A 19,355-nucleotide genomic window follows, 5' to 3' on the forward strand; every position below is an offset into this window, starting at 1 on the left:
CGCTGAGGCTGCCCTGTCCTTGAGTTTTCCGGTGAGAAATGCCGCTGGCTCAGGCTGCCGCGCTGCCGGAGCCGAACGCCTGCGGGTCCGGCGCCTCGTCGTCGAAGCTTATTGCAAGTGGTTCCGCCGCCGCGGCAACCGGCGCAGGCCGGCCCGGGCCGACTTCGGAAAACTCACCGACGCTGAATTTCTGCACCTGTGCCCGCAGTTCCTGCGCCTGCTCCGACAAGGAGGTGGTTGCGGCGGTGGTTTGTTCCGCCATGGCGGCATTCTGCTGCGCCATCATTTCCAGTTCGCCGATAGCCGTGTTGACGTCGCTCATCTGCACGGATTGCTCCTTGATGTTGCCGGCAATCTCCACCACCAGAGTGGAGATCTCACCGACCTGCTCATTCACGCGGGCCATGGCCTGGCCTGCCTGGTCAACCAGCGTGGCGCCGTTCTTGACCTGTTCGGAGCTGCGGGCCGTCAGTTCGTCGATCTGCTGAACCGCATCGGCACACCGCTGGGCCAGCATGCGCACCTCGCTGGCGACCACCGCAAAGCCGCGGCCCGCCTCGCCGGCCCGGGCGGCCTCGACCCCGGCATTCAACGCCAGAAGGTTGGTCTGGAAGGCGATGTCCTGGATCACCTTGGTGATCTGGGAGATCTCCTGGGAGGATTCCTGCAGCTTGTCCATGGCGACAATGGTGTTCTTCACCACCTGGTCGCAGGATTTGACTTCGTCCTGGGCGCTGTCCGCCAGGCGTTCGGCGCGGCCGGCATTTTCAGCCGACCTTTGGACATTGCCGGTCAGCACATTGATCGACTGGGTTGTCTTTTCCAGCGTCGCCGATTCCGCTTCGGTGCGGTGGGCCAGATCCATTGATGCCTCGGCAATCGACTTGGTGCTTTCATCGACGCTGCTGGTCAGCTCGCCGATGGAGGACACCGAATTGCTCAACGCCTTCAAGGAGTCGTTGAAGTCCATCCGGATCGATTTGAACTCTTCCGGGAAGTACTCGACGATGGGGTTGTTCAGGCGCATGTTCTGCAGGTCCAGCAGCGCGCTGCCGATCCGGCGGGCGATCGAGACGATTTCTTCGCGGCGCTCTTCCTCGATCCGGGTTTCCTCTTCCTGCTTCTGCTGGGTCACGGTGCGCAGATCGACGACATTGCGGGCAACTGAGCCGATCTCGTCACGGCGGTCCGAGCCGGGCACCTCGGCGCTGGTGTCGCCGCTGGCGAGCTGCTTCAGGGCGTTGTTCAGCACCGACAGGCCCTTGGTCATGTCGCGCGCAATCACCAGGCTCAGGATCAGGACGCCGGCCATCAGTACAGCCGTAAAGATTGCCATCTCGGTGAGCAGTAGTTTGTTGCTGGCATCATAGGCAGCCATGTCCGCCTTCAACGCCGCAGTCAGCTGGGTCTCCTGGCTGCGCAGGACCTTGAGAAGGCCGGTCGCCTTGGCAAAGAAGGATTTGGAATCCTCTCCGGATGTATCGCCGCCGCTCAGAACCGCTTCCTGCAGCGTGTTGAAACGCTTGACTTCGGGCAGCGCGTTCAGTGCGGTGACGGCATTGCGTTCTTCGGTGGTGGCGAAATCCAGGTAGCGGCGCATGCGCTCCTTGTAGCGTTCGTTGGCCGCAACATAGGTCTGGAAGCTGGCCGGATCCCAATTGTTGGCAAAGCCAACCGCACCGGCGGCCCTCTCCAGCCCTGCGGCGTCCTTGGTGCGCAGGAATATCGACAGGGCAATGGCCTTCTGGGCGATCCCGGGATTGTCGATCGTCTGGGCAACGGACAGCCCCGTCTGGATCAGTGCTGTGTTGAGGTCGGTGTAGTAGCCGACGGCAGCGCCCACCGGCAGGGAGCGGCTGGCAATCTGCTGGCGGATTTCGGTTTTCCGGGCCAGCTCGGCCTGCGCGACGCGGATGGCCTGCGCGGCTTCGCCGCTCAACCGGTCGCGGTCAACTCCCTCAAGCCGGGAAAGGAAGTCTGTCATGGCGGCGTCATTCTGCTGACGGATCTTGACCAGCGCCTCCGGCATCACCGTGGCCCCGCTGCCCAGGAAGCCCGCGCTCATCCCGCGCTCCACCTGCAATGAGTGCACCAGGCTACTGGTGCTTTCCAGCAGTTCCCCGGCCAGCACGGTATTCACCTGTGCCCGCTGATACAGCTCGATCAGCTTTGCGCCCATGAACCAGAGGCTGAGAAGCAGTGGAGCCGCCAGAAGCATGGTTATCTTCACCTTGATCGAGAGATGCTGCATAACTCGCATACCCATATTATGAACCCTTGCTGTACTGATACCGTTTTGGTTGTATTGCAGCTTGCACAAGGTCTCTTAATATTCGCCTACCCCGGCCATACCCCGGCCCGCGCCCGGATGCGGCGATTCCCCGTGCACAGGAGGGCGGCCGGCCGGAGGTGAGGATTTCTTCTTAACTAGTTGAAATAGTTTGTGAATTTATAATTCTGGGTGAGTATTCCCGGTAGCGGAACCCCAAGAGTCCAGTCGCGGGCAAGCTTCCTTGAGGGCTGCTTTCCAGTGCAGGGCGAACCGTGAAATCAGCAGCAAATATGGCGGCAGAACGGAAAATCCCCCAAGGTTTCGAACCTTGGGGGCTTGCCTTTAAGGCTATCAGGAGAACGGGCCGGACCAGGTGGCTCAGAACGGGATTTCGTCGTCGTCGATATTGTGCGATGCGCCGCCGCCGAAGTTTCCGCCGCCGCCTTGCGAGCCGCTGTCATAGCCGCCGCCGTAACCGCCGCCCTGGCCGGCACCGCCATAGCCGCCGCCCTGGCCGCCGCCGCTCCCGCCGCCGCCTTCGCCGCGGCCGTCAAGCATGGTCAGGGTGGAGCCGAAGCCCTGCAGCACGATTTCGGTCGAATAACGGTCCTGGCCGCTCTGGTCCTGCCATTTGCGGGTCTGCAACTGGCCTTCGACATAGACCTTTGAGCCCTTGCGCAGATATTGCTCCGCCACGCGCACCAGGCCTTCGCTGAAGATGGCGACCGAATGCCATTCGGTGCGTTCCTTGCGTTCGCCGGTGTTGCGGTCCTTCCAGGTTTCCGAGGTGGCGATGCGCAGGTTGCACACCTTGCCGCCATTCTGGAAGCTGCGTACCTCGGGGTCGCGGCCCAGATTGCCGATGAGCATGACTTTGTTGAGTGAGCCGGCCATGGGGTCCGTCCTTTTTTCCTGTGATTTTCTTGTCCAGCAGCGGAAGGGCGCGAATCCGGCCGCGCCGCGTTTCAGGCACAGTATCGTCCTGCGACTAGCGTGAAAAGCAGGCATCTGTGGATGCTTTCGGCGCATTTTCGGCGGCCGGCACGGCTGGTCATGCCTGTGTTGCTTTAATTTTGTTCCGCATTAGGTATATTTGCGCGGAGTGGGACAGTGTCAGGACAGCGGAAATGCGCAATGCCGTTGCGGGGTTGGTGATTGCGGTTGTGGGGGCTGGTCAGCCTGCCGCAGCCGATGTGTTCAGTACAAAGAACCGGCGGGATCTGTTTGCCGCCCATACCAGGGTGCTGGATGGGCGTGCGGCGGCCCAGTACAAGAACTCTGCCCGGCTTCAGCCAAAGACCTATCAGATCCCTTCCGCTGCGGGCGCGCTGCCCTACAGCGGCAAATACCGGGGCCAGTACCTGCAGATGGCGCGGGACGCGGCGCGCCAGCACGGTGTGCCCGAGGAACTGTTTCTGCGCCTGGTGCAGCAGGAGAGCAACTGGAACCCGAAAGCCAAATCGCACAAGGGGGCTTTGGGGCTTGCGCAGCTGATGCCTGCCACTGCGCGGGCGCTGGGGGTCAACCCGGATGTGCCGCGGCAGAATCTGGAGGGCGGCGCGCGCTACCTGGCGCGGCAGTTCCGGAAGTTCGGGTCCTGGCGGCTGGCGCTGGCAGCCTATAACGCCGGGCCGGAAGCGGTGGTGAAGTACGGCGGGGTGCCGCCCTACAAGGAAACCCAGAACTATGTGAAGAAGATCTGGGGCAGCTGACGCGGGCCTCTTGGCTGTGCCGGCCGGATCGCGGCCTGCCGCGGCAGCACGCCGGGCCTGTCAATCTCCAGGTAACCTTCCTTAATGCCCCGTTAACTCCGCCAAGGTGTCACGTATTTGCCTTAATTTTTCGTGAATCTGGATCCGAATTCAGGAGGGCACGCCTTGTTTATCAACAGCTTCGACGAGCGCATTGACCGGCTTCACTGGCAGCCGAGCGAGGTGCCGACCCGGCAGATGATCGACAGCGTGCTGGGCAGCCGCCTGCAGCGGCAGCCGCGTAGTGCGGCGCTGAGCCTGGCGGGCGCGGTGACGGGTATTCTGATCGGCTTCGGTCTCAAGGGAATGGTTCTGCCCGGCTCTCCCTGGGGTCCGGAAACCGGGCTGGCGGGTGCCATTGGCGGCAGCCTGGCGCTGGCCGGGCTTGCGGCTTCGGTGCCCGCGGCCCTGATGGCCGCGGCCAAGGGAAATCAGGCCCCGCGGCTGATGCAGTTTGCCTCGATGAACCTTTTGATGATCGTTGTTGTGCTGCTGAGCTGAGATCGGCTGCCCCCGTGGGAGTGGGGGACTGGCGTGGAGCCCCATGTGCTGCGGACGCGCGGCGCATGGGGCTTTTGCGTTCCCCGGCGGAGGTCCCCATTTACCGGATTTTCAGCCCGGTTTCTTATGGTCTGCCGTGAAACGAGGGAACCGTGGAGAAACCATGCAACACTCCCAGTTACGGGAAGAACCGGGGCAGCCGCCCGCTGATGCGGCCGCAGCTGCAGGGGAGTTTGTCAAGGCAGGCAAGTTCGGCAAAGCGCTGAGGCTGCTTTTGCCCTTGCTGCGGCAGGACCCCTCCGACATCCCGGTGCTCGATCTGACGGCAACCTGCCTTGTGCAGGTGGGAGACAGCAGGTCGGCGGCCAAGATTCTGGAAATGCTGCTGGAACACGACCCCGGCTTGCCGAAGGCCTGGGGAAAGCTGGCAGCTGTGCGGGCCACATCCGGCGACATCGAGGGGGCTGCGCAGGCCTACCGGCAGGCGCTTTGTCTGCAACCGGATGATGTCGGGCTGCTGGCAGCGTTCAACCACCTGGAGCCTTTTGGCCAAGACAGCGCCAACGCGGATTTCCTGCGGGCGGCTGCGCAGGAAGACGGCACACCCAAACCGCAAAAGATACAGGCGCTTTTTGCCTTGGGCAAAATCGAGGGCAAGGCTGGAGATGCCGCCACGGCTTTTGATTATTTTGCGCTGGCCAACAAATTGAAGGCGGATGGGTATGATCCGGCGTTCCAGGAGGCGAAGGTGCGTGCGCAACTGGAGGCCGACTGGCCGGAAACCCGGGGCGGTGAGGTGCCGGGCAGCCCGCGCCTGCTGTTTGTGACCGGTCTGCCGCGGAGCGGAACGACATTGGTGGAAACCTGTCTGACGCAGCACCCGGATGTTGCCAGCATCGGCGAAAGCGAAGCGCTGTCCAAAACCGCGGCTGCGGTCCGCCGCCATGCCGCCGCCATGCATGGGGACACCGGCTGGTGGAACTGGCTGGGGCGGCTGGAACCCGAGGAACTGCAGCAGTTCCGCAGGCTGTTCTGGCAGTGTGCCTTTGGCCAGGCTCGGCCGCAGGCGCCGGTTGTCATCGACAAGATGCCGCTCAATTGTTTCGAGATGGGGCTGGCGCATCTGCTGCTGCCCAACGCAAGGTTCCTGTTTCTGTCACGGCATCCGCTGGATACGGGGCTGTCCAATTTCACGACGAATTTTGCAGCCGGCAACAGGTTTTCCTGCCAGCTGGACTGGATCGGTCACATGACCCGCTGCGTGTACAGGTCGGCGCGGGATTACCAGGCGAAGCTGGGGGAGGCGATGCGGGTGCAATCCTATGAGGCTCTGGTGACTGCACCGGAGGAGCAGATCCGGGGGATGCTGACGCATGCCGGTCTGTCATGGGACAAAGGCTGCCTCAGCCCGGAGAAGAATGCGCGCAGCGTCAGGACGGCCTCGCTGATGCAAGTGCGGGAGAGCATCAATACCGGGGCTCTGGGGAAATGGCAGCGCTACGAGGCGCAGCTGGCACCGCTCAAGGCGGCTCTGGGCGGGGACGAGTGGATTGCGCAATGGCAGCACTGGGACCGCCATGCCGCGGAAACCGGCCGGTTCGCCCCGGATCCGCGCTGAGGGAACCGCGGGCCGCTGCCTGGCCGCAAATGAAATACGCCGCCGCCTGTGACAGGCGGCGGCGTCATTTCGTGTGTCTTGCCAGACCGGCAGGGGTTATTCCGCGGCGATCTTGATCACCGGGGTCATCCGGGCCAGGATCTCGTCGCTGAGGTGGCATTTCACCTGATGGCCATCGCCCAGCTGGCGCTGCGGCGGCACCTCGCGCTCGCAGAGGTTGCCCGGCACTTCGGACTTCCAGCGGCAGCGGGTCTGAAACGGGCAGCCCGGCGGCGGGTTCATCGCCGAAGGGATGTCGCCCTCCAGCACGATGTGTTCCTTTTGGACCGAAGTATCGGCAATCGGCACCGCCGACAGCAGCGCCTCGGTATAGGGGTGGTAGGGCGGCGCGAACACCTGGTCGGTGGTGCCCAGTTCCACCACATGGCCGAGATACATCACCATCACCCGGTCAGAGAGGTAACGCACGATGCTGAGGTCGTGGGAGATGAACAGCAGGGTGGTCTTTTCCTTGCGCTGGATCTCCATCAGCAGGTCGGTCACTGCCGCCTGCACCGACACGTCCAGCGCCGAGACCGGCTCGTCCGCCACCACGATGCGGGCGCCGCCGGCAAAGGCGCGGGCGATGCCGACACGCTGTTTCTGGCCGCCCGACAACTGCCGCGGCATCCGGTCGGCAAAGGCACGCGGCAGCTTCACCAGATCCAGAAGCTCCAGCATCCGCTTTCTGCGCTCGGCCTCGGAATTGCCGACCTTGAAAATCTCCAGCGCCCGAATGATCTGGCGGCCGACTGTCATCGACGGGTTCAGCGTGTCGAACGGGTTCTGGAACACCATCTGCACGTCGGAGATGGTTTTGGTGTCGCGCTCCTCGATCGGGATCTGCTCGATGTTGCGGTTGTCGAGCAGGATCTGGCCCTCGGTCGCGGTTTCCAGACCCATCAGCACCTTGGCAAAGGTGGATTTGCCGCAGCCGGATTCGCCGACGATGGCGAGGGTTTCGGATTCGCGCGCCTCGAAGCTCAGCGTCTCGTTGGCCTTCACCACCTTCTTGTCGCCGCCGCCGAACAGCGCATTGGCGGCCACCTCATAGTATTTCTTGAGGTTCTCCATCTTCAGGATCACCTTGCCGGGGGCGGTCTTTTCCTTCTTTTCGGCCAGCGTCAGCGGTGCGTTCCAGTCGATTTCCTGGAACCTGAGGCAGCGGGTTTCATGCCGGTCATCGCCATGCACCGGGCTCATCGGGATGACCCGGTCCTCGTCGCAGCGCCCGGCCTCGAAATAATCGCAGCGGGGGCCGAAGTTGCAGCCGGGCGGGCGCTCGTGGGGCAGGGGGAAGTTGCCCGGGATCGCCACCAGCGGCCGGGCGTTCTTGTCAGCGCCCGGCAGCGGGATCGAGCGGAACAGCGCCTGGGTATAGGGGTGCTGCATCTCGTCGAACACGTCGTGGATCGAGCCGCGCTCCACCGCCTCGCCGGAATACATCACGCAGAGCCGGTCGCAGGTTTCCAGCACCAGGCCCAGGTTGTGGCTGATGAACAGCATCGAGGTGCCGTATTTCTTGCCCAGGTCCTTGACCAGCTCGACCACCGCGGCCTCCACCGTCACGTCCAGCGCGGTGGTGGGCTCGTCGAGGATCAGCAGCGATGGTTTCGACATCAGCGCCATCGCGATCACGATGCGCTGCTGCTGGCCGCCCGACAGCTGGTGCGGGAAGGAATTCAGCATCCGCTCCGGGTCGGGCAGGCGCACGTCGGTGACCACTTCCAGCGCGCGGGCAAACGCTTCCTTTTCGCTCACGCCCTCGTGGATCATCGGCACTTCCATCAGCTGCTTGCCGATCTTCATCGCCGGGTTCAGCGAGGCCATCGGCTCCTGATAGATCATCGCGATCTCATTGCCGCGGATGTCGCGCAGTTCTTCCCTGCTCATTTCGGCCAGATCGCGGCCCTTGAACTTGATGGTGCCGCCGACAACGCGGCCGTTCTTGCCAAGGTCCTGCATCACACCCAGCGCCACGGTGGATTTGCCGCAGCCCGATTCACCGACCAGGCCGACCGCCTCGCCCGGCTGCACGGTGACCGAGAAATCCATCACCGCGGGAATTTCGCGCAGGCGGGTGAAGAAGGAGATCGACAGCTTGTTAATCTCCAGGATCGGGCCGTCGTATTCTGCCACTTTGTTCATAGTTTACTCTCCCTGCTGGAGCGGAAAGCCTTGCTTCCTCTTGCTCCAAATATCCCGGGGGGCCGGGGGCTGGCCCCCCGGTCCCGCCGGTTCGGATCAATCCTTCAGGCTCTCTTCGCGCAGGCCGTCGGCCAGCAGGTTCAGACCCAGAACCAGCGTCAGGAGGGCAAAGGCAGGCGGCAGCGCCGGGTGCAGATAGATCGACAACAGCTTGCGCCCGTCATTGATGGTCGATCCCCAGTCCGGGCTTTCCGGCGGCAGGCCGAGGCCGAAGAAGCCCAGCGTACCCAGGAGGATGGTGGTATAGCCGATGCGCAGGCAGAAATCGACGATCAGCGGCCCGCGTGCGTTGGGCAGGATCTCCCACAGCATGATGTACCAGGGGCCTTCGCCGCGGGTCTGGGCGGCAGCCACATAGTCGCGGGTCTTGATGTCGAGGGTCAGGCCGCGCACGATCCGGAACACCGTCGGCGAGTTGACGAACACCACCGAGACGAACACCACCAGGATACCGCCGGGAATGTCGAACATATCCATTGCCCTGGGCAGGCCCGGGATCTTGAAGCCGGTATTGGTGTTGATCAGGTAGCCGCCGTTGGAGACCAGCTGCAGGTAGAACCAGATGATGGTTCCCAGCACAACCGGCAGCAGCCAGTTGCGCAGCTTGGGGCGGGTGTAGTAGCGCGAGTTCAGCAGCACCCCGACAAAGATGATCGGGAACACGAACAGCACGATCGCCATGTAGTTCGGCACGCCGGTGGCGACGATTTCCGGGGTGACCAGCAGGTAGAACAGCAGGATCACCGGGAAAGCGAGGATCAGGTTCGCCGCAAAGGACAGCACGGTGTCCAGCTTGCCGCCGTAATAGCCCGCGGGCAGGCCCAGGGTGATGCCGACCATGAAGGCGAACACCGCGGCCATCGGAGCAATCTTGATGACTTCCCAGGCGCCCTTGACCAGGCGGCTGAAGACGTCGCGCGCCAGGTTGTCGCCGCCCAGAAGGTAATAGGGGTAGTCCGCTTCGGCGGCACCGCGCACCGGGGTTCCGGGGATCTTGTTCTTCATGCCCGAGATCTGGGCCAGCGGGTCATGGGTGATGATCATGTCCATGGCGCCGTAGATGCCGGTGAACACCCAGAACATCACCAGGCCGAAGCCGATCATGCCGATGGGGCTGTCAAACAGCTTGCCATAAAGGCCAAGCCGCCGTTTGAAGCCGATGGAGAAGGCGTAGAGGATCACCAGCGAGATCCAGACCGGAGACAGCTGATGCGACACGCCGCCGACAATGCCTGCCCTTGTCCCCAAAAAGAGGCCCAGGACAGCATAGGCCAGGACAACGGCGACAAGCGCGTAGAAAATGTACACGACCGCTGATTTTATTATTGCGTTAAAGGCAGCAGGGCCGGACATCGAGGCGGTATCGCCTTCGACGTTGATCGCTGACACCATTTCCAGCAGGCCAATCAAGATCCAGATTGCGATTGCGACGGCCAGCAGGCCTGCAACGATCATCAGAACGGGATTCAGAAAGCTGATTGATCCAGTCCAAGCAAGGGGTTCCATTGTTATCATTCTCCCTTACGAAATGCGGATACGCGGGTTCAGGTACACATAGCCGATATCCGAGATCAGCTGGGTGACCAGCACCACAACAACTGAGACCACAGAGACGGCCAGCAGCAGTTCAATGTCATTATTGCCGGCAGCTTCCACCAGGATCCAGCCGAAGCCCTTGTAGTTGAACAGGGTCTCGACGATCACCACACCGTTCAGCAGCCAGGGGAACTGCAGCATGATGACGGTGAAAGGCGCAATCAGCGCATTCCTGAGCGCATGCTTCAGAACGATGTTGTGAAAGCTCACCCCCTTGAGGCGCGCGGTGCGGATGTATTGCGCCGTCATCACCTCGGTCATCGAGGCGCGAGTCATCCGGGCGATATAGCCCATGCCGTAGAGCGCAATGGTCAGCACCGGCAGGAAGAAGTTCTCGAAGTTCGGGTTGTCCATCGCCGATGTGGCGGTGCCCTTGAACCATTTCAGCCCGACGGTGGAGGAGGTGAAAACCGCGATGAAGATAACACCGGACACATATTCGGGCGTTGCCGTGGTCAGGATTGAGGCTGTCGACAGGCTTCGGTCCGTCACCGAGCCTTCGCGCATCCCCGCCAGGACACCGATCAGCAGCGCCGATGGGATCATCAGCACCAGCACCCAGAACATCAGGCGGCCGGTATTGCCCAGACGCTCTGCGACGATGGTGGAAACGTCGTCCTTGAAGCGGGTGGAATAGCCCCAGTCGCCCTGCAGAATGCCGCAGAAGGTGGCGGCCTCAGCCGCCGTTTCGGGCGAAACGGTGCCGGTCATGCAGCGGCCGGAAACGCCGTCATCGGTCTCGCGGGTCCAGCCGGGCAGGACACCCAGCCATTGGCCGTATTTCGAAACCATGGATCCGCCATAGCCATTGGCATCCAGCCAGCTGGCCACGGCTTCGTCCGACATCCGGAAGTTGCCTTGGGTTTTGGCGAGTTTCTCAAGGTTTGGGTAGAGGTTCGTCAGGAAGAACACGATGAACGTCAGGCACAGGGCCGTCAGCAGCATCACGCCCGAGCGTCGGAGAATGAAAAGTCCCATGGGGTCCCCTGTCAGTCTGGCGGAACGGACCCGGTTGCAGCTGCGGGTCTCTTATCGTCGGTGCTGGAGTGCACCGCCCCGGACGGGGGCGGTGCGTATGCCGGGAGCCTGAAAACGCCGCTGCTCAGGCGGCCCAGCCCCATTTGTAGTGGTGGTGCTCGAAGGAGACGTGCATGTCCGCACCAACAACGCCCTCGCGCATGTGGCGGTACAGCGAACGCCAGTAGGGCTGAATGGTTACGCCTTCTTCCTGGATCAGTGCCTGGCCCTTGGCGGAAATCTCCCGGCGCTTGTCGGCGTCAGCGATCGACAGGGCCTCTTCCAGAAGGGCGTCGAACTCCGGGTTCGACCAGCCGAATTCGTTCCAGGCCTCGCCCGACTTGTAGGCCAGCGCCCAGATCTGCACGCCCAGCGGGCGGTGGTTCCAGTTGGTCGAGGAGAACGGATATTTCGCCCAGTCGTTCCAGAAGGTGGAGCCGGGCAGAACGGTCCGCTTCACCTTGAAGCCCGCGTCCCGCATCTGCGCCGCGACAGCGTCGGTGGTGTTGCGGCGCCAGTCGTCGTCGATCGACAGGATCTCATGCTCGAAATCCATCATGCCGGCTTCTTCCATCAGCGCGCGGGCGCCTTCGGGATCGACCTTCTGCGGCGGCAGTTCGGCGTATTCCGGGTGGATCGGGCCGACATGGTGGTTTTCAGCCGGTTCGCCGCGGCCGCCATAGCCGAGCTCCAGGCAGACCGAGTTGTCGACGGCCATCTGGATCGCCTTGCGGACACGTTTGTCGGCATAGGGCTGCTTGCCGTCGATTTCCGCCAGCTGGTTGGTGCGGATGACGATCGAGGACATGGTCACAACTTCGGATTTCTTGTAGCCGAGCCCGTCCATCACATCGATGAATTCGCCAACCGATTCATACAGCATGTCGACTTCATCGGATTCCAGCGCTGCCAGCCAGGACGACGGGTCGGTGCCGAAATCGACATATTCGATGCGGTCCAGCGCGGGCTTGCCGTAAATCGCCTCACCCCACCAGGTGTGGTCGTCATTGCGTTCGAGCACAGACCGCACGCCGACTTCCAGTTCCGTCAGCAGGAAGGGGCCGGTGCCGACGTTCTGGGTGAAGTCGTTGGTCTGGAAGGAGGAATGAACGATGGCCGCCGGGTAGTCCGACATGCCTGCGATCAGCGAGATGTCGGAGACCGGCAGGTTCAGTTTCACGGTGTGGCTGTCGACAACTTCGATGCCGCCTTCCACAGCCTGGCCGGTTTCGGTATCAATCAGCGTTGCGAAACGGCCGGCCATGGAATTGCCTTCCAGGCTTTTGTCGCACCAGCCCGCGATGTTGCGGGCCACGTCTTCAGCGGTGAAATCGTCGCCGTTGTTCCATTTCACGCCCTGGCGGACATTCAGGGTGTAAACGGTGGCGTCTTCGTTGATTTCCCAGCTTTCCAGCAGCATCCCGGTGAAGGAGCCGTCGTTGTTGTATTCCACCAAGTATTCGATGGTGCCGCGGGTCTTGTTGGCCATCTGCGACCAGTCAAAGGTGCGCGGGTCCTTCAGCGGGCGGACTTCGGTCTGAACACGCAGGGTGCCGCCCTGCTTCTTTTCCTCAGCGGCCTTTGCGGGGGCAGCCATGCCGATCATGCCATAGGCGGCTGCGGCGGTGACACCGAGTGAGGTGGCGCGGGTCAGGAACTCCCGGCGGTCGAGCTTGCCGTCCAGCACTTCCTTGGCGTGCATCTTGGCGGCCCAGTGTACCGGTGCTCCATTGATGGTGTCTTTGGTCATGTAGGTCTCCCTGTTGTACCGTTCGGTATTATTGTCTTGCGAAACGGGTATTGGCCCAGCGGCTGGCCGGGCGCTTGTCATTGGTGTTTCGGATTAAAGTTTCCCCATGCCCTCATTCGGGCAGAGATAAAGCATTTCGTCAATGCACAGTTTCGGCGTTTGGAGGTAAAAATACGACATTTTCACGCTCGATTTTTCAAATCAAAATGGAATGCAGCGGCATACTGTTCAAAACTGCCCAGTAATCGGGCGGATTCGTGCGGCGCACCGGGTGACGGCAAGAAACTGCTGGCGGATCAATCTATTGCGATCTGGACCGAGCCATCTTGCGCAGTCCGCTCGGGGTCAGCCCGGTGTGCTGGCTGATGAACCGGGTGAAATAGGCGGCACTGCCGAACCCCAACTGGGCGGCGATGTCGCGAATGGGCAGCTCGGACGAGATCAGCAGCGTGCGCGCGGCATGCAGCTGGCGCTCGGTCAGCAGGGATGCGGCGGTCTTGCCGGTCTCGGCCTTGCAGACCCGCGTCAGATGGGTCGGCGTCACCTTCAGGGCGGCGGCATGATCGGCCATGCTGGACTGGGGGCTGTGCAATTCGGCGATGCGCAGGCAGTAGGCCTGGCACAAACGCCGCGCGGCAGTCGGCCGGCCAGTCCGGACGGGTGTTTCAGATTGCCGGTGCAACGCGATGGCGGCCAGCTCGCAATGGGCTTGAACGGAGCGGCGCCAGAGCGGCGCCTGCGCATTCTGCTCGCGGCTGATGGCTTCAAACAAAGCGGTCAGGGCAGCCTGGTCCTGCAGGCTGGCAAACCGTTTCTGAACGGGCGCGCCGGGAAAGGGCTGCGGCAGGGGGCCAGTCATCGTCAGCACCTGGCCCAGGCACTGGCGGGTGAAATCAGCGGACCACAGCGTTCCGGCCGGAATGAAGATCGCACTGTGCAGGCCAAAGCCGCGCTGTTCGCCATTGAGGCTGATGCGGCCCTGGCCGCGCGTGATCCAGATCAGCAGATGTTCGCGGCGAGTATGCGCCAGCCTGGTCTGCCAGACGCCGTCGGGGGCAAGCCTGGACAATGGGGCGGCTTGTATTTCGACGGCAAGGTTTTGGTCAAATGGCATCAGCTGACTTGGGCCGCAGGGAACAAAAATATTGCCGCACCAGCGCATGAAACGCTGATTCTGGCAAGTTTTTGCCGAGCAAAGCGGAAAAGGCTTAAACTTTTCCAGATGTATCCCGGACCAGATGTATCCCGGAATGGCGGCGCGGGTTCTCAGGCCAGGTCCACCTGGTGCCAATCCTTCATGCGGGCGCGGAACCAGCTGCGCTGCCGTTTGGCAAACTGCCGGGTGGCGATGGCGGCGCGTTCTTCCGCCTCCTCCAGCGTCGACCGGCCGGTGGCATAGTCCATCAGTTCCGGCACGCCGATCGCCTTGCAGGAGGGCAGGGCGGGGTCGTAGCGGTCCCGCATCGCCTCGATCTCGGCCATGGCGCCCAGGTCCAGCATCAGGCCGAAGCGTTTGCGGATGCGGGCCTCGAGCCAGGATTTCTCCGAATTCAGAACCATAGCGGTACAGTTTTTCAGCGGCAGTGCCGGTGCTGGCGTGCCATCCTGCCAGCCGGCCAGCGGGCGGCCGGTGGCTTTCAGCACTTCCCAGGCCCGCTGCACCCTGGCACGGTTCCGCAAGTCGATACGGGCGGCGGTTTCCGGATCGAGCCCGGCCTTGAGCGCTTCAAGCGAAAGCCGGTCTCCCTCGGCCCGGACCGCAGGCGGGGTGGGCGGGATTTCGGCCATGCCTTCGGTCAGCGCGGTAAAATAGAGGCCGGTGCCGCCAACGATGATCACCCGCTCCGGTCCGTTCAGCAGCGGCAGCACCTCGCGCAGCCAATGGCCGGCGGAGTATTCGGCGTCAAAAGCAACATGGCCATAGAGCGCATGCGGCGCCCGGGCCTCTTCCTCGGCCGAGGGGCGGGCGGTGATCACCCGCCAGCAGCTGTAGACCTGGCTGGCATCGGCATTGACGATGATCCCGCCCTGGCGCTCGGCTATCTCCAGCGCCAGCGCCGATTTTCCCGAGGCGGTGGGGCCTGCAATCAGCACAGGCAGATCCGGGTCGATGTCAGGCAGGTTCATGCGGGTTTGATCCGTCTCCAAGGCCAGTTCCGCAAATCTCGGCGGAAACCGCGCTGCGCGGATTGAAACCGGCAGCGAATTGCTTCATTTTGCGCGCAAACTAACCCTCACATCTTCTGGAGCGCAACATGCCTCAACCGCAAGACAAGCCGGAGCTGCATCCGGCCGCCGCCTATAAACGCGTCATGCTGAAAATTTCCGGCGAGGCGCTGATGGGGGATCAGGGGTACGGCCTGCATCCGCCGACCGTGCAGCGCATCGCCCGCGAAGTGAAGTCCGTGCAGGAAATGGGTGTCGAGATCTGCATGGTGATCGGCGGCGGCAACATCTTCCGCGGGCTCTCGGGCTCGGCGCAGGGGATGGAGCGCACCACCGCAGACTACATGGGGATGCTGGCAACAGTGATGAATGCGCTGGCGATGCAGTCGGCGCTGGAAGGGCTGGGCGTGTTCACCCGGGTGATTTCCGCGATCCGCATGGATGAGGTGGCAGAGCCCTACATCCGCCGCCGCGCCGTGCGCCACCTGGAGAAGAAGCGGGTCTGCATCTTTGCGGCCGGCACCGGCAACCCCTATTTCACCACCGACACCGCGGCGACCCTGCGGGCCAATGAGATGGCCTGCGAGGCGATCTTCATGGGCAAGAACGGCGTCGACGGCGTCTATGACAAGGACCCGAAGGTCCACGCCGATGCGGTCCGCTATGACGAGATCAGCTATGACGATGTCTTTGCCAAGCGGCTGAAGGTGATGGATGCCTCCGCCATTGCCCTGGCACGCGACAACAACCTGCCGCTGATCGTCTTTCCGCTGGATGAGCCGGGCGGCTTCCGCGGCATCCTGTCTGGCAAGGGGACCTACACCAAGGTTCAGGGATGAGCGCCGGCCAGGCATGCGGAATGCGCGCGGGCCTGATCCGGGGCCCGCGGTTTTTGCGCGGCCGTCGGAGACTGCCTGTCCGCCGGCTTGCGCAGGCCGCTTTCTGTTTCCGCGCCGCCGCAGCAATTGCAGGAAAACCGCGGCGGGCGGACTAAGTTCTTGAATGCGGGAGCAGGAACCCGTGCGCCGCTGTGCACAGGGCGCCGCGGTAAATCCTCCCCATGATCGCTATACATCAGCCTTCCAATGGCTTATGAGCCAGAAGAAGACCGCCTCAGATAAGGGGAGAGAGCAGCATGTCTGATGAATTTGAACTGGATACCGATGATCTGAAACGCCGCATGGACGGCGCGATGGCCAATCTGCGCACCGAATTTGCCTCCTTGCGCACCGGCCGCGCCTCCGCCTCGATGCTGGAGCCGGTGATGGTCGATGCCTATGGATCGCCGACTCCGATCAACCAGGTCGGCACCGTGAACGTGCCGGAACCGCGCATGGTCACCATCAACGTCTGGGACAAGGGCCTGGTCGGAAAGGTCGAGAAGGCAATCCGCGAATCCGGCCTCGGCATCAACCCGCAGCTCAACGGCACCATCATCATGCTGCCGATCCCGGAGCTGAACGAGGAACGCCGCCGCGAGCTGACCAAGGTGGCCGGCCAGTATGCCGAGCACGCCCGTGTGTCGATCCGCAACGTGCGCCGCGACGGCATGGACCAGATCAAGAAGGCCAAGGCCGACGGCATGTCGGAAGACGATCAGAAGTTCTGGGAAGCCGAGGTGCAGGAGCTGACCGACAAGATGATCAAGGTTGTGGATGACGCGCTTGAGCACAAGCAAGCCGAAATCATGCAGGTCTGACGGCGCATCATGCCGGGAGATGCAAATCCGCACATGAGCACCGCCGGAGAAGCGCCGGCGGTCCGCTCCGGCCCGCGCCATGTGGCCATCATCATGGACGGCAATGGCCGCTGGGCGCAGGCCCGCGGGCGGCCGCGGCTGTTCGGCCACCATGCCGGTGCGCGCCGGGTTCGTGAAGTTGTCGAGTGCTGCCCGGGTCTGGGCGTCGAATATCTGACCATCTTTGCCTTCTCGACCGAGAACTGGAAACGGACGCAGACCGAGGTCGCTGGCCTCATGAGCCTGTTCCGGCGCTATATTTCCAAGGAAATGAACGCGCTGGCCGAGAAGAACGTCCGGGTGCGCTTTATCGGCGACCGGGTGCGGCTGGATGCCAAGCTGATCGACCTGATGGACAAGCTGGAGCTGAAGACCGAAGGCAACGACGGCACCCAGCTGACCATCGCGCTGAATTACGGCGGCCGCGACGAGGTGGCACGCGCCACCAAGCGGCTGGCACGGGATGTGGCCGACGGGCGGCTCAACCCCGATGACGTCGATGAGGAAACCCTGCCGCGCTACCTGGACACCCATGTGCTGCCGGACCCGGACCTGGTGATCCGCACCAGCGGCGAGGCGCGGATCTCGAACTTCCTGCTGTGGCAGTCGGCCTATGCGGAGTATGAGTTCATCGACACGCTGTGGCCGGATTTCTCCGGTGAGGAGCTGGCGCGGCTGTGCAACAGCTATGGCCGCCGCGACCGCCGCTTCGGGGCCGTCAAGACATGAGCGCTGCCAGGGGCCGCTGGGCCGATCTGCTGCCGCGGGTGCTGTCCGCCGTGGTCATGGTGGCGGTCGGCGGCTATGCGGTCTGGACCGGCGGGCTGGTCTTTGACGTGATGATCGCGCTGTGCTGCGGCGGCATGGTCTGGGAACTGGTGCGGATGCTGGAACCTGCGCGCAGCGGCACCGCGCTGCAGCTGGGCGCGGTCTCGGGCGCGGCGGTGCTGCTGGCGTCGCTCTTGCCGGTTTTCTGGGTGCTGCCGGTGCTGGCGGCGCCTGTGGCGGCCGGGTTCGGCCAGATCAGTGATCGGCGGCAGTATTTCACCGGCTTTGCCCTGTGGGTGCTGCTGGCCGGCTTTGGCTTCATCTGGCTGCGCGGCCAGCCTGAAATGGGCCTGCCGTGGATGCTGTGGCTGATCGGCATTGTGGTGGTGACCGATGTGGCGGGCTATTTTGCGGGCAAGATCATCGGCGGGCCGAAGTTCTGGCCGCGGGTCAGCCCCAAGAAGACCTGGAGCGGCACTGCTTCCGGCTGGCTGGCGGCCGCCTTTCTGGGCGCGGTCTTTGCCTCCCAGATGGGGCTGGGTTTCGGCATCGTGGTGCTGTCGGTGCTGTTGTCGATGGCCAGCCAGGCGGGCGACGTGGCGGAAAGCGCGCTGAAGCGGATGACGGGCGTCAAGGATTCCAGTGCGCTCATTCCCGGCCATGGCGGGCTGTTCGACCGCTTTGACGGGATGCTGGGTGCGGCGGCCATGTTCCTGGCCGTGACCGCCATCTGGGGATAACCAGTCAGGAAGTACCATGCGGAAAGTTTCGATCTTCGGCGCCACCGGGTCGATCGGCCAGAACACCATCGACCTGATCCGGCGCGTGCCGGAGGCTTATGGCGTGGTGGCCCTGACCGGCGGCGCCAATATCGCGCGGCTGGCGGAAGATGCGATTGCGCTGCGGGCAGAGGTGGCGGTCACCGCCTATGAGGACCGCTTGCCGGAGCTGCGCGCGGCGCTGGCGGGGTCGGGCGTGGAAGCCGCGGCCGGGCAGGCAGCCCTGACCGAAGCCGCGGCGCGGCCTGCCGACTGGATCATGTCGGCGATTGTCGGCGCGGCGGGGCTGGCGCCCGGTCTGGAAGCGCTGAAGCACGGCAGCACCCTGGCGCTGGCCAACAAGGAATCGCTGGTCTGCGCGGGCAAGCTGCTGTTGCAGACGGCTGAGAAGCATGGCGCCCGGCTGCTGCCGGTGGACAGCGAGCATTCGGCGGTGTTCCAGGGCCTGGCGGGCGAGGACATCAACGCGGTCGAGCGGATCATCATCACCGCCTCGGGCGGGGCGTTCCGCGACTGGCCGCTGGAAGACTTGCCCAATGCCTCATTGGCGCAGGCGTCGTCGCACCCCAACTGGGACATGGGGCAGCGGATTACCATCGATAGCGCGTCCATGTTCAACAAGGCGCTGGAAGTCATTGAAACCCGGGAATACTTTGGTGTCCGTCCGGACCAGATCGAGGTGCTGGTGCATCCCGAGTCGCTGGTTCATGCGCTGGTCGGCTTCAACGACGGCGCACTGATGGCGCATCTGGGGGCCGCGGACATGCGGCACGCCATCGGCTACGCGCTGCACTGGCCGGACCGCCAGCATCTGCCGGTGGAACGGCTGGATCTGGCCCGCATCGGCCAGCTGAATTTCCGGGCTCCGGACCCCGCCCGCTATCCGGCGCTGCGGCTGGCCTATGAGGTGATGGAGCGCGGCGGAATGATGGGGGCGGCCTTCAACGCCGCCAAGGAACAGGCGCTGGATGACTTCATCGCCGGCCGCATCCGGTTCACCGATATGGCGGCAGTCACCGAGACCGTGCTGGAGCGCCTTGCGGCGGAGAGCGGCCTTATTGATGCTGCAATGACACTTGATAACGTGACCCGGGTTGACCATCTCGCCCGGCAACAGGCGGCACAAGCCGCCGAAGAACGCATAGGGTAGAT

The 19,355-nt window shown here is 63.3% G+C and carries 16 protein-coding genes; 8 read left to right on the top strand and 8 right to left on the bottom strand.

Annotation, left to right across the window (positions count from 1 at the left end; all coding sequences use genetic code 11):
* Positions 1-49: 49 nt before the first annotated feature.
* Positions 50-2,266 (bottom strand): methyl-accepting chemotaxis protein, encoded by a 2,217-nt coding sequence (locus OKQ63_RS08100; RefSeq protein ID WP_264213420.1) that lies wholly within the window; start codon positions 2,264-2,266, stop codon positions 50-52.
* 384 nt (positions 2,267-2,650) lie between these two features.
* Positions 2,651-3,166 (bottom strand): single-stranded DNA-binding protein, encoded by a 516-nt coding sequence (gene ssb, locus OKQ63_RS08105; RefSeq protein ID WP_264213421.1) that lies wholly within the window; start codon positions 3,164-3,166, stop codon positions 2,651-2,653.
* Positions 3,167-3,399: 233 nt separating this feature from the next.
* Between ssb and OKQ63_RS08110 the strand changes: the two genes are divergently transcribed.
* The 3 genes from OKQ63_RS08110 to OKQ63_RS08120 all read left to right on the top strand — a co-directional run bounded on the left by OKQ63_RS08110 (position 3,400) and on the right by OKQ63_RS08120 (position 6,142).
* Entirely contained in the window at positions 3,400-3,984 is a 585-nt protein-coding gene (locus OKQ63_RS08110) for a lytic transglycosylase domain-containing protein (protein WP_264213422.1), read from the top strand.
* A gap of 165 nt (positions 3,985-4,149) precedes the next feature.
* Positions 4,150-4,524, top strand: coding sequence for a hypothetical protein (locus OKQ63_RS08115; RefSeq protein ID WP_264213423.1), 375 nt, complete (start codon positions 4,150-4,152; stop codon positions 4,522-4,524).
* Positions 4,525-4,687: 163 nt separating this feature from the next.
* Positions 4,688-6,142, top strand: coding sequence for a tetratricopeptide repeat-containing sulfotransferase family protein (locus tag OKQ63_RS08120; protein WP_264213424.1), 1,455 nt, complete (start codon positions 4,688-4,690; stop codon positions 6,140-6,142).
* 96 nt (positions 6,143-6,238) lie between these two features.
* Here the strand turns inward: OKQ63_RS08120 and OKQ63_RS08125 are convergent, their stop codons facing one another.
* The 6 genes from OKQ63_RS08125 to miaA all read right to left on the bottom strand — a co-directional run bounded on the left by OKQ63_RS08125 (position 6,239) and on the right by miaA (position 14,879).
* Positions 6,239-8,329, bottom strand: a complete 2,091-nt coding sequence (locus OKQ63_RS08125; RefSeq protein WP_264213425.1) for a dipeptide ABC transporter ATP-binding protein — start codon at positions 8,327-8,329, stop codon at positions 6,239-6,241.
* A 96-nt stretch (positions 8,330-8,425) separates the two neighbouring features.
* On the bottom strand, positions 8,426-9,895 hold the full coding sequence (locus OKQ63_RS08130) for an ABC transporter permease (RefSeq protein WP_264213426.1): 1,470 nt from the start codon (positions 9,893-9,895) through the stop codon (positions 8,426-8,428).
* 15 nt (positions 9,896-9,910) lie between these two features.
* Positions 9,911-10,963 carry an ABC transporter permease gene (locus tag OKQ63_RS08135; RefSeq protein WP_264213427.1) on the bottom strand — a complete coding sequence of 351 codons (1,053 nt, stop codon included), beginning with the start codon at positions 10,961-10,963 and terminating at the stop codon, positions 9,911-9,913.
* A gap of 124 nt (positions 10,964-11,087) precedes the next feature.
* Positions 11,088-12,752 (bottom strand): ABC transporter substrate-binding protein, encoded by a 1,665-nt coding sequence (locus tag OKQ63_RS08140; protein ID WP_264213428.1) that lies wholly within the window; start codon positions 12,750-12,752, stop codon positions 11,088-11,090.
* 301 nt (positions 12,753-13,053) lie between these two features.
* Complete coding sequence (locus tag OKQ63_RS08145; protein ID WP_264213429.1) at positions 13,054-13,866, bottom strand: helix-turn-helix transcriptional regulator; 813 nt, start codon at positions 13,864-13,866, stop codon at positions 13,054-13,056.
* Positions 13,867-14,018: 152 nt separating this feature from the next.
* Complete coding sequence (gene miaA, locus OKQ63_RS08150) at positions 14,019-14,879, bottom strand: tRNA (adenosine(37)-N6)-dimethylallyltransferase MiaA (protein ID WP_264213430.1); 861 nt, start codon at positions 14,877-14,879, stop codon at positions 14,019-14,021.
* A 128-nt stretch (positions 14,880-15,007) separates the two neighbouring features.
* Between miaA and pyrH the strand changes: the two genes are divergently transcribed.
* The 5 genes from pyrH to dxr all read left to right on the top strand — a co-directional run bounded on the left by pyrH (position 15,008) and on the right by dxr (position 19,353).
* Positions 15,008-15,757, top strand: a complete 750-nt coding sequence (gene pyrH, locus OKQ63_RS08155) for a UMP kinase (protein ID WP_264213431.1) — start codon at positions 15,008-15,010, stop codon at positions 15,755-15,757.
* 296 nt (positions 15,758-16,053) lie between these two features.
* Positions 16,054-16,617: a ribosome recycling factor gene (frr, locus tag OKQ63_RS08160; protein WP_264213432.1), complete on the top strand. Its 564-nt coding sequence runs from the start codon at positions 16,054-16,056 to the stop codon at positions 16,615-16,617.
* 9 nt (positions 16,618-16,626) lie between these two features.
* Positions 16,627-17,385 (top strand): undecaprenyl pyrophosphate synthase, encoded by a 759-nt coding sequence (gene uppS, locus OKQ63_RS08165; RefSeq protein ID WP_264213433.1) that lies wholly within the window; start codon positions 16,627-16,629, stop codon positions 17,383-17,385.
* The gene (locus OKQ63_RS08170) at positions 17,382-18,164 is read left to right on the top strand and encodes a phosphatidate cytidylyltransferase (RefSeq protein ID WP_264213435.1); all 783 of its coding nucleotides are present in this window, start codon (positions 17,382-17,384) and stop codon (positions 18,162-18,164) included. The genes uppS and OKQ63_RS08170 overlap by 4 nt, the downstream gene beginning before the upstream one ends.
* A 16-nt stretch (positions 18,165-18,180) precedes the next feature.
* A complete protein-coding gene (gene dxr, locus OKQ63_RS08175; RefSeq protein ID WP_264213436.1) occupies positions 18,181-19,353 on the top strand; it encodes a 1-deoxy-D-xylulose-5-phosphate reductoisomerase in 1,173 nt (390 codons plus the stop codon).
* Positions 19,354-19,355 lie beyond the last annotated feature (2 nt).

It is taken from the genome of Leisingera thetidis (assembly GCF_025857195.1).
Taxonomy (GTDB): Bacteria; Pseudomonadota; Alphaproteobacteria; order Rhodobacterales; family Rhodobacteraceae; genus Leisingera; species Leisingera thetidis.

Bases quoted from the DNA above. Each gene is read 5' to 3' on its own strand.
- OKQ63_RS08100 (WP_264213420.1), bottom strand. From the start codon at position 2,266: ATGGGTATGCGAGTTATGCAGCATCTCTCGATCAAGGTGAAGATAACC.
- pyrH (WP_264213431.1), top strand. From the start codon at position 15,008: ATGCCTCAACCGCAAGACAAGCCGGAGCTGCATCCGGCCGCCGCCTAT.
- OKQ63_RS08145 (WP_264213429.1), bottom strand. From the start codon at position 13,866: ATGCCATTTGACCAAAACCTTGCCGTCGAAATACAAGCCGCCCCATTG.
- OKQ63_RS08170 (WP_264213435.1), top strand. From the start codon at position 17,382: ATGAGCGCTGCCAGGGGCCGCTGGGCCGATCTGCTGCCGCGGGTGCTG.
- OKQ63_RS08130 (WP_264213426.1), bottom strand. From the start codon at position 9,895: ATGGAACCCCTTGCTTGGACTGGATCAATCAGCTTTCTGAATCCCGTT.
- frr (WP_264213432.1), top strand. From the start codon at position 16,054: ATGTCTGATGAATTTGAACTGGATACCGATGATCTGAAACGCCGCATG.
- OKQ63_RS08140 (WP_264213428.1), bottom strand. From the start codon at position 12,752: ATGACCAAAGACACCATCAATGGAGCACCGGTACACTGGGCCGCCAAG.
- dxr (WP_264213436.1), top strand. From the start codon at position 18,181: ATGCGGAAAGTTTCGATCTTCGGCGCCACCGGGTCGATCGGCCAGAAC.
- uppS (WP_264213433.1), top strand. From the start codon at position 16,627: ATGCCGGGAGATGCAAATCCGCACATGAGCACCGCCGGAGAAGCGCCG.
- OKQ63_RS08120 (WP_264213424.1), top strand. From the start codon at position 4,688: ATGCAACACTCCCAGTTACGGGAAGAACCGGGGCAGCCGCCCGCTGAT.
- OKQ63_RS08135 (WP_264213427.1), bottom strand. From the start codon at position 10,963: ATGGGACTTTTCATTCTCCGACGCTCGGGCGTGATGCTGCTGACGGCC.
- OKQ63_RS08110 (WP_264213422.1), top strand. From the start codon at position 3,400: ATGCGCAATGCCGTTGCGGGGTTGGTGATTGCGGTTGTGGGGGCTGGT.
- OKQ63_RS08125 (WP_264213425.1), bottom strand. From the start codon at position 8,329: ATGAACAAAGTGGCAGAATACGACGGCCCGATCCTGGAGATTAACAAG.
- miaA (WP_264213430.1), bottom strand. From the start codon at position 14,879: ATGAACCTGCCTGACATCGACCCGGATCTGCCTGTGCTGATTGCAGGC.
- ssb (WP_264213421.1), bottom strand. From the start codon at position 3,166: ATGGCCGGCTCACTCAACAAAGTCATGCTCATCGGCAATCTGGGCCGC.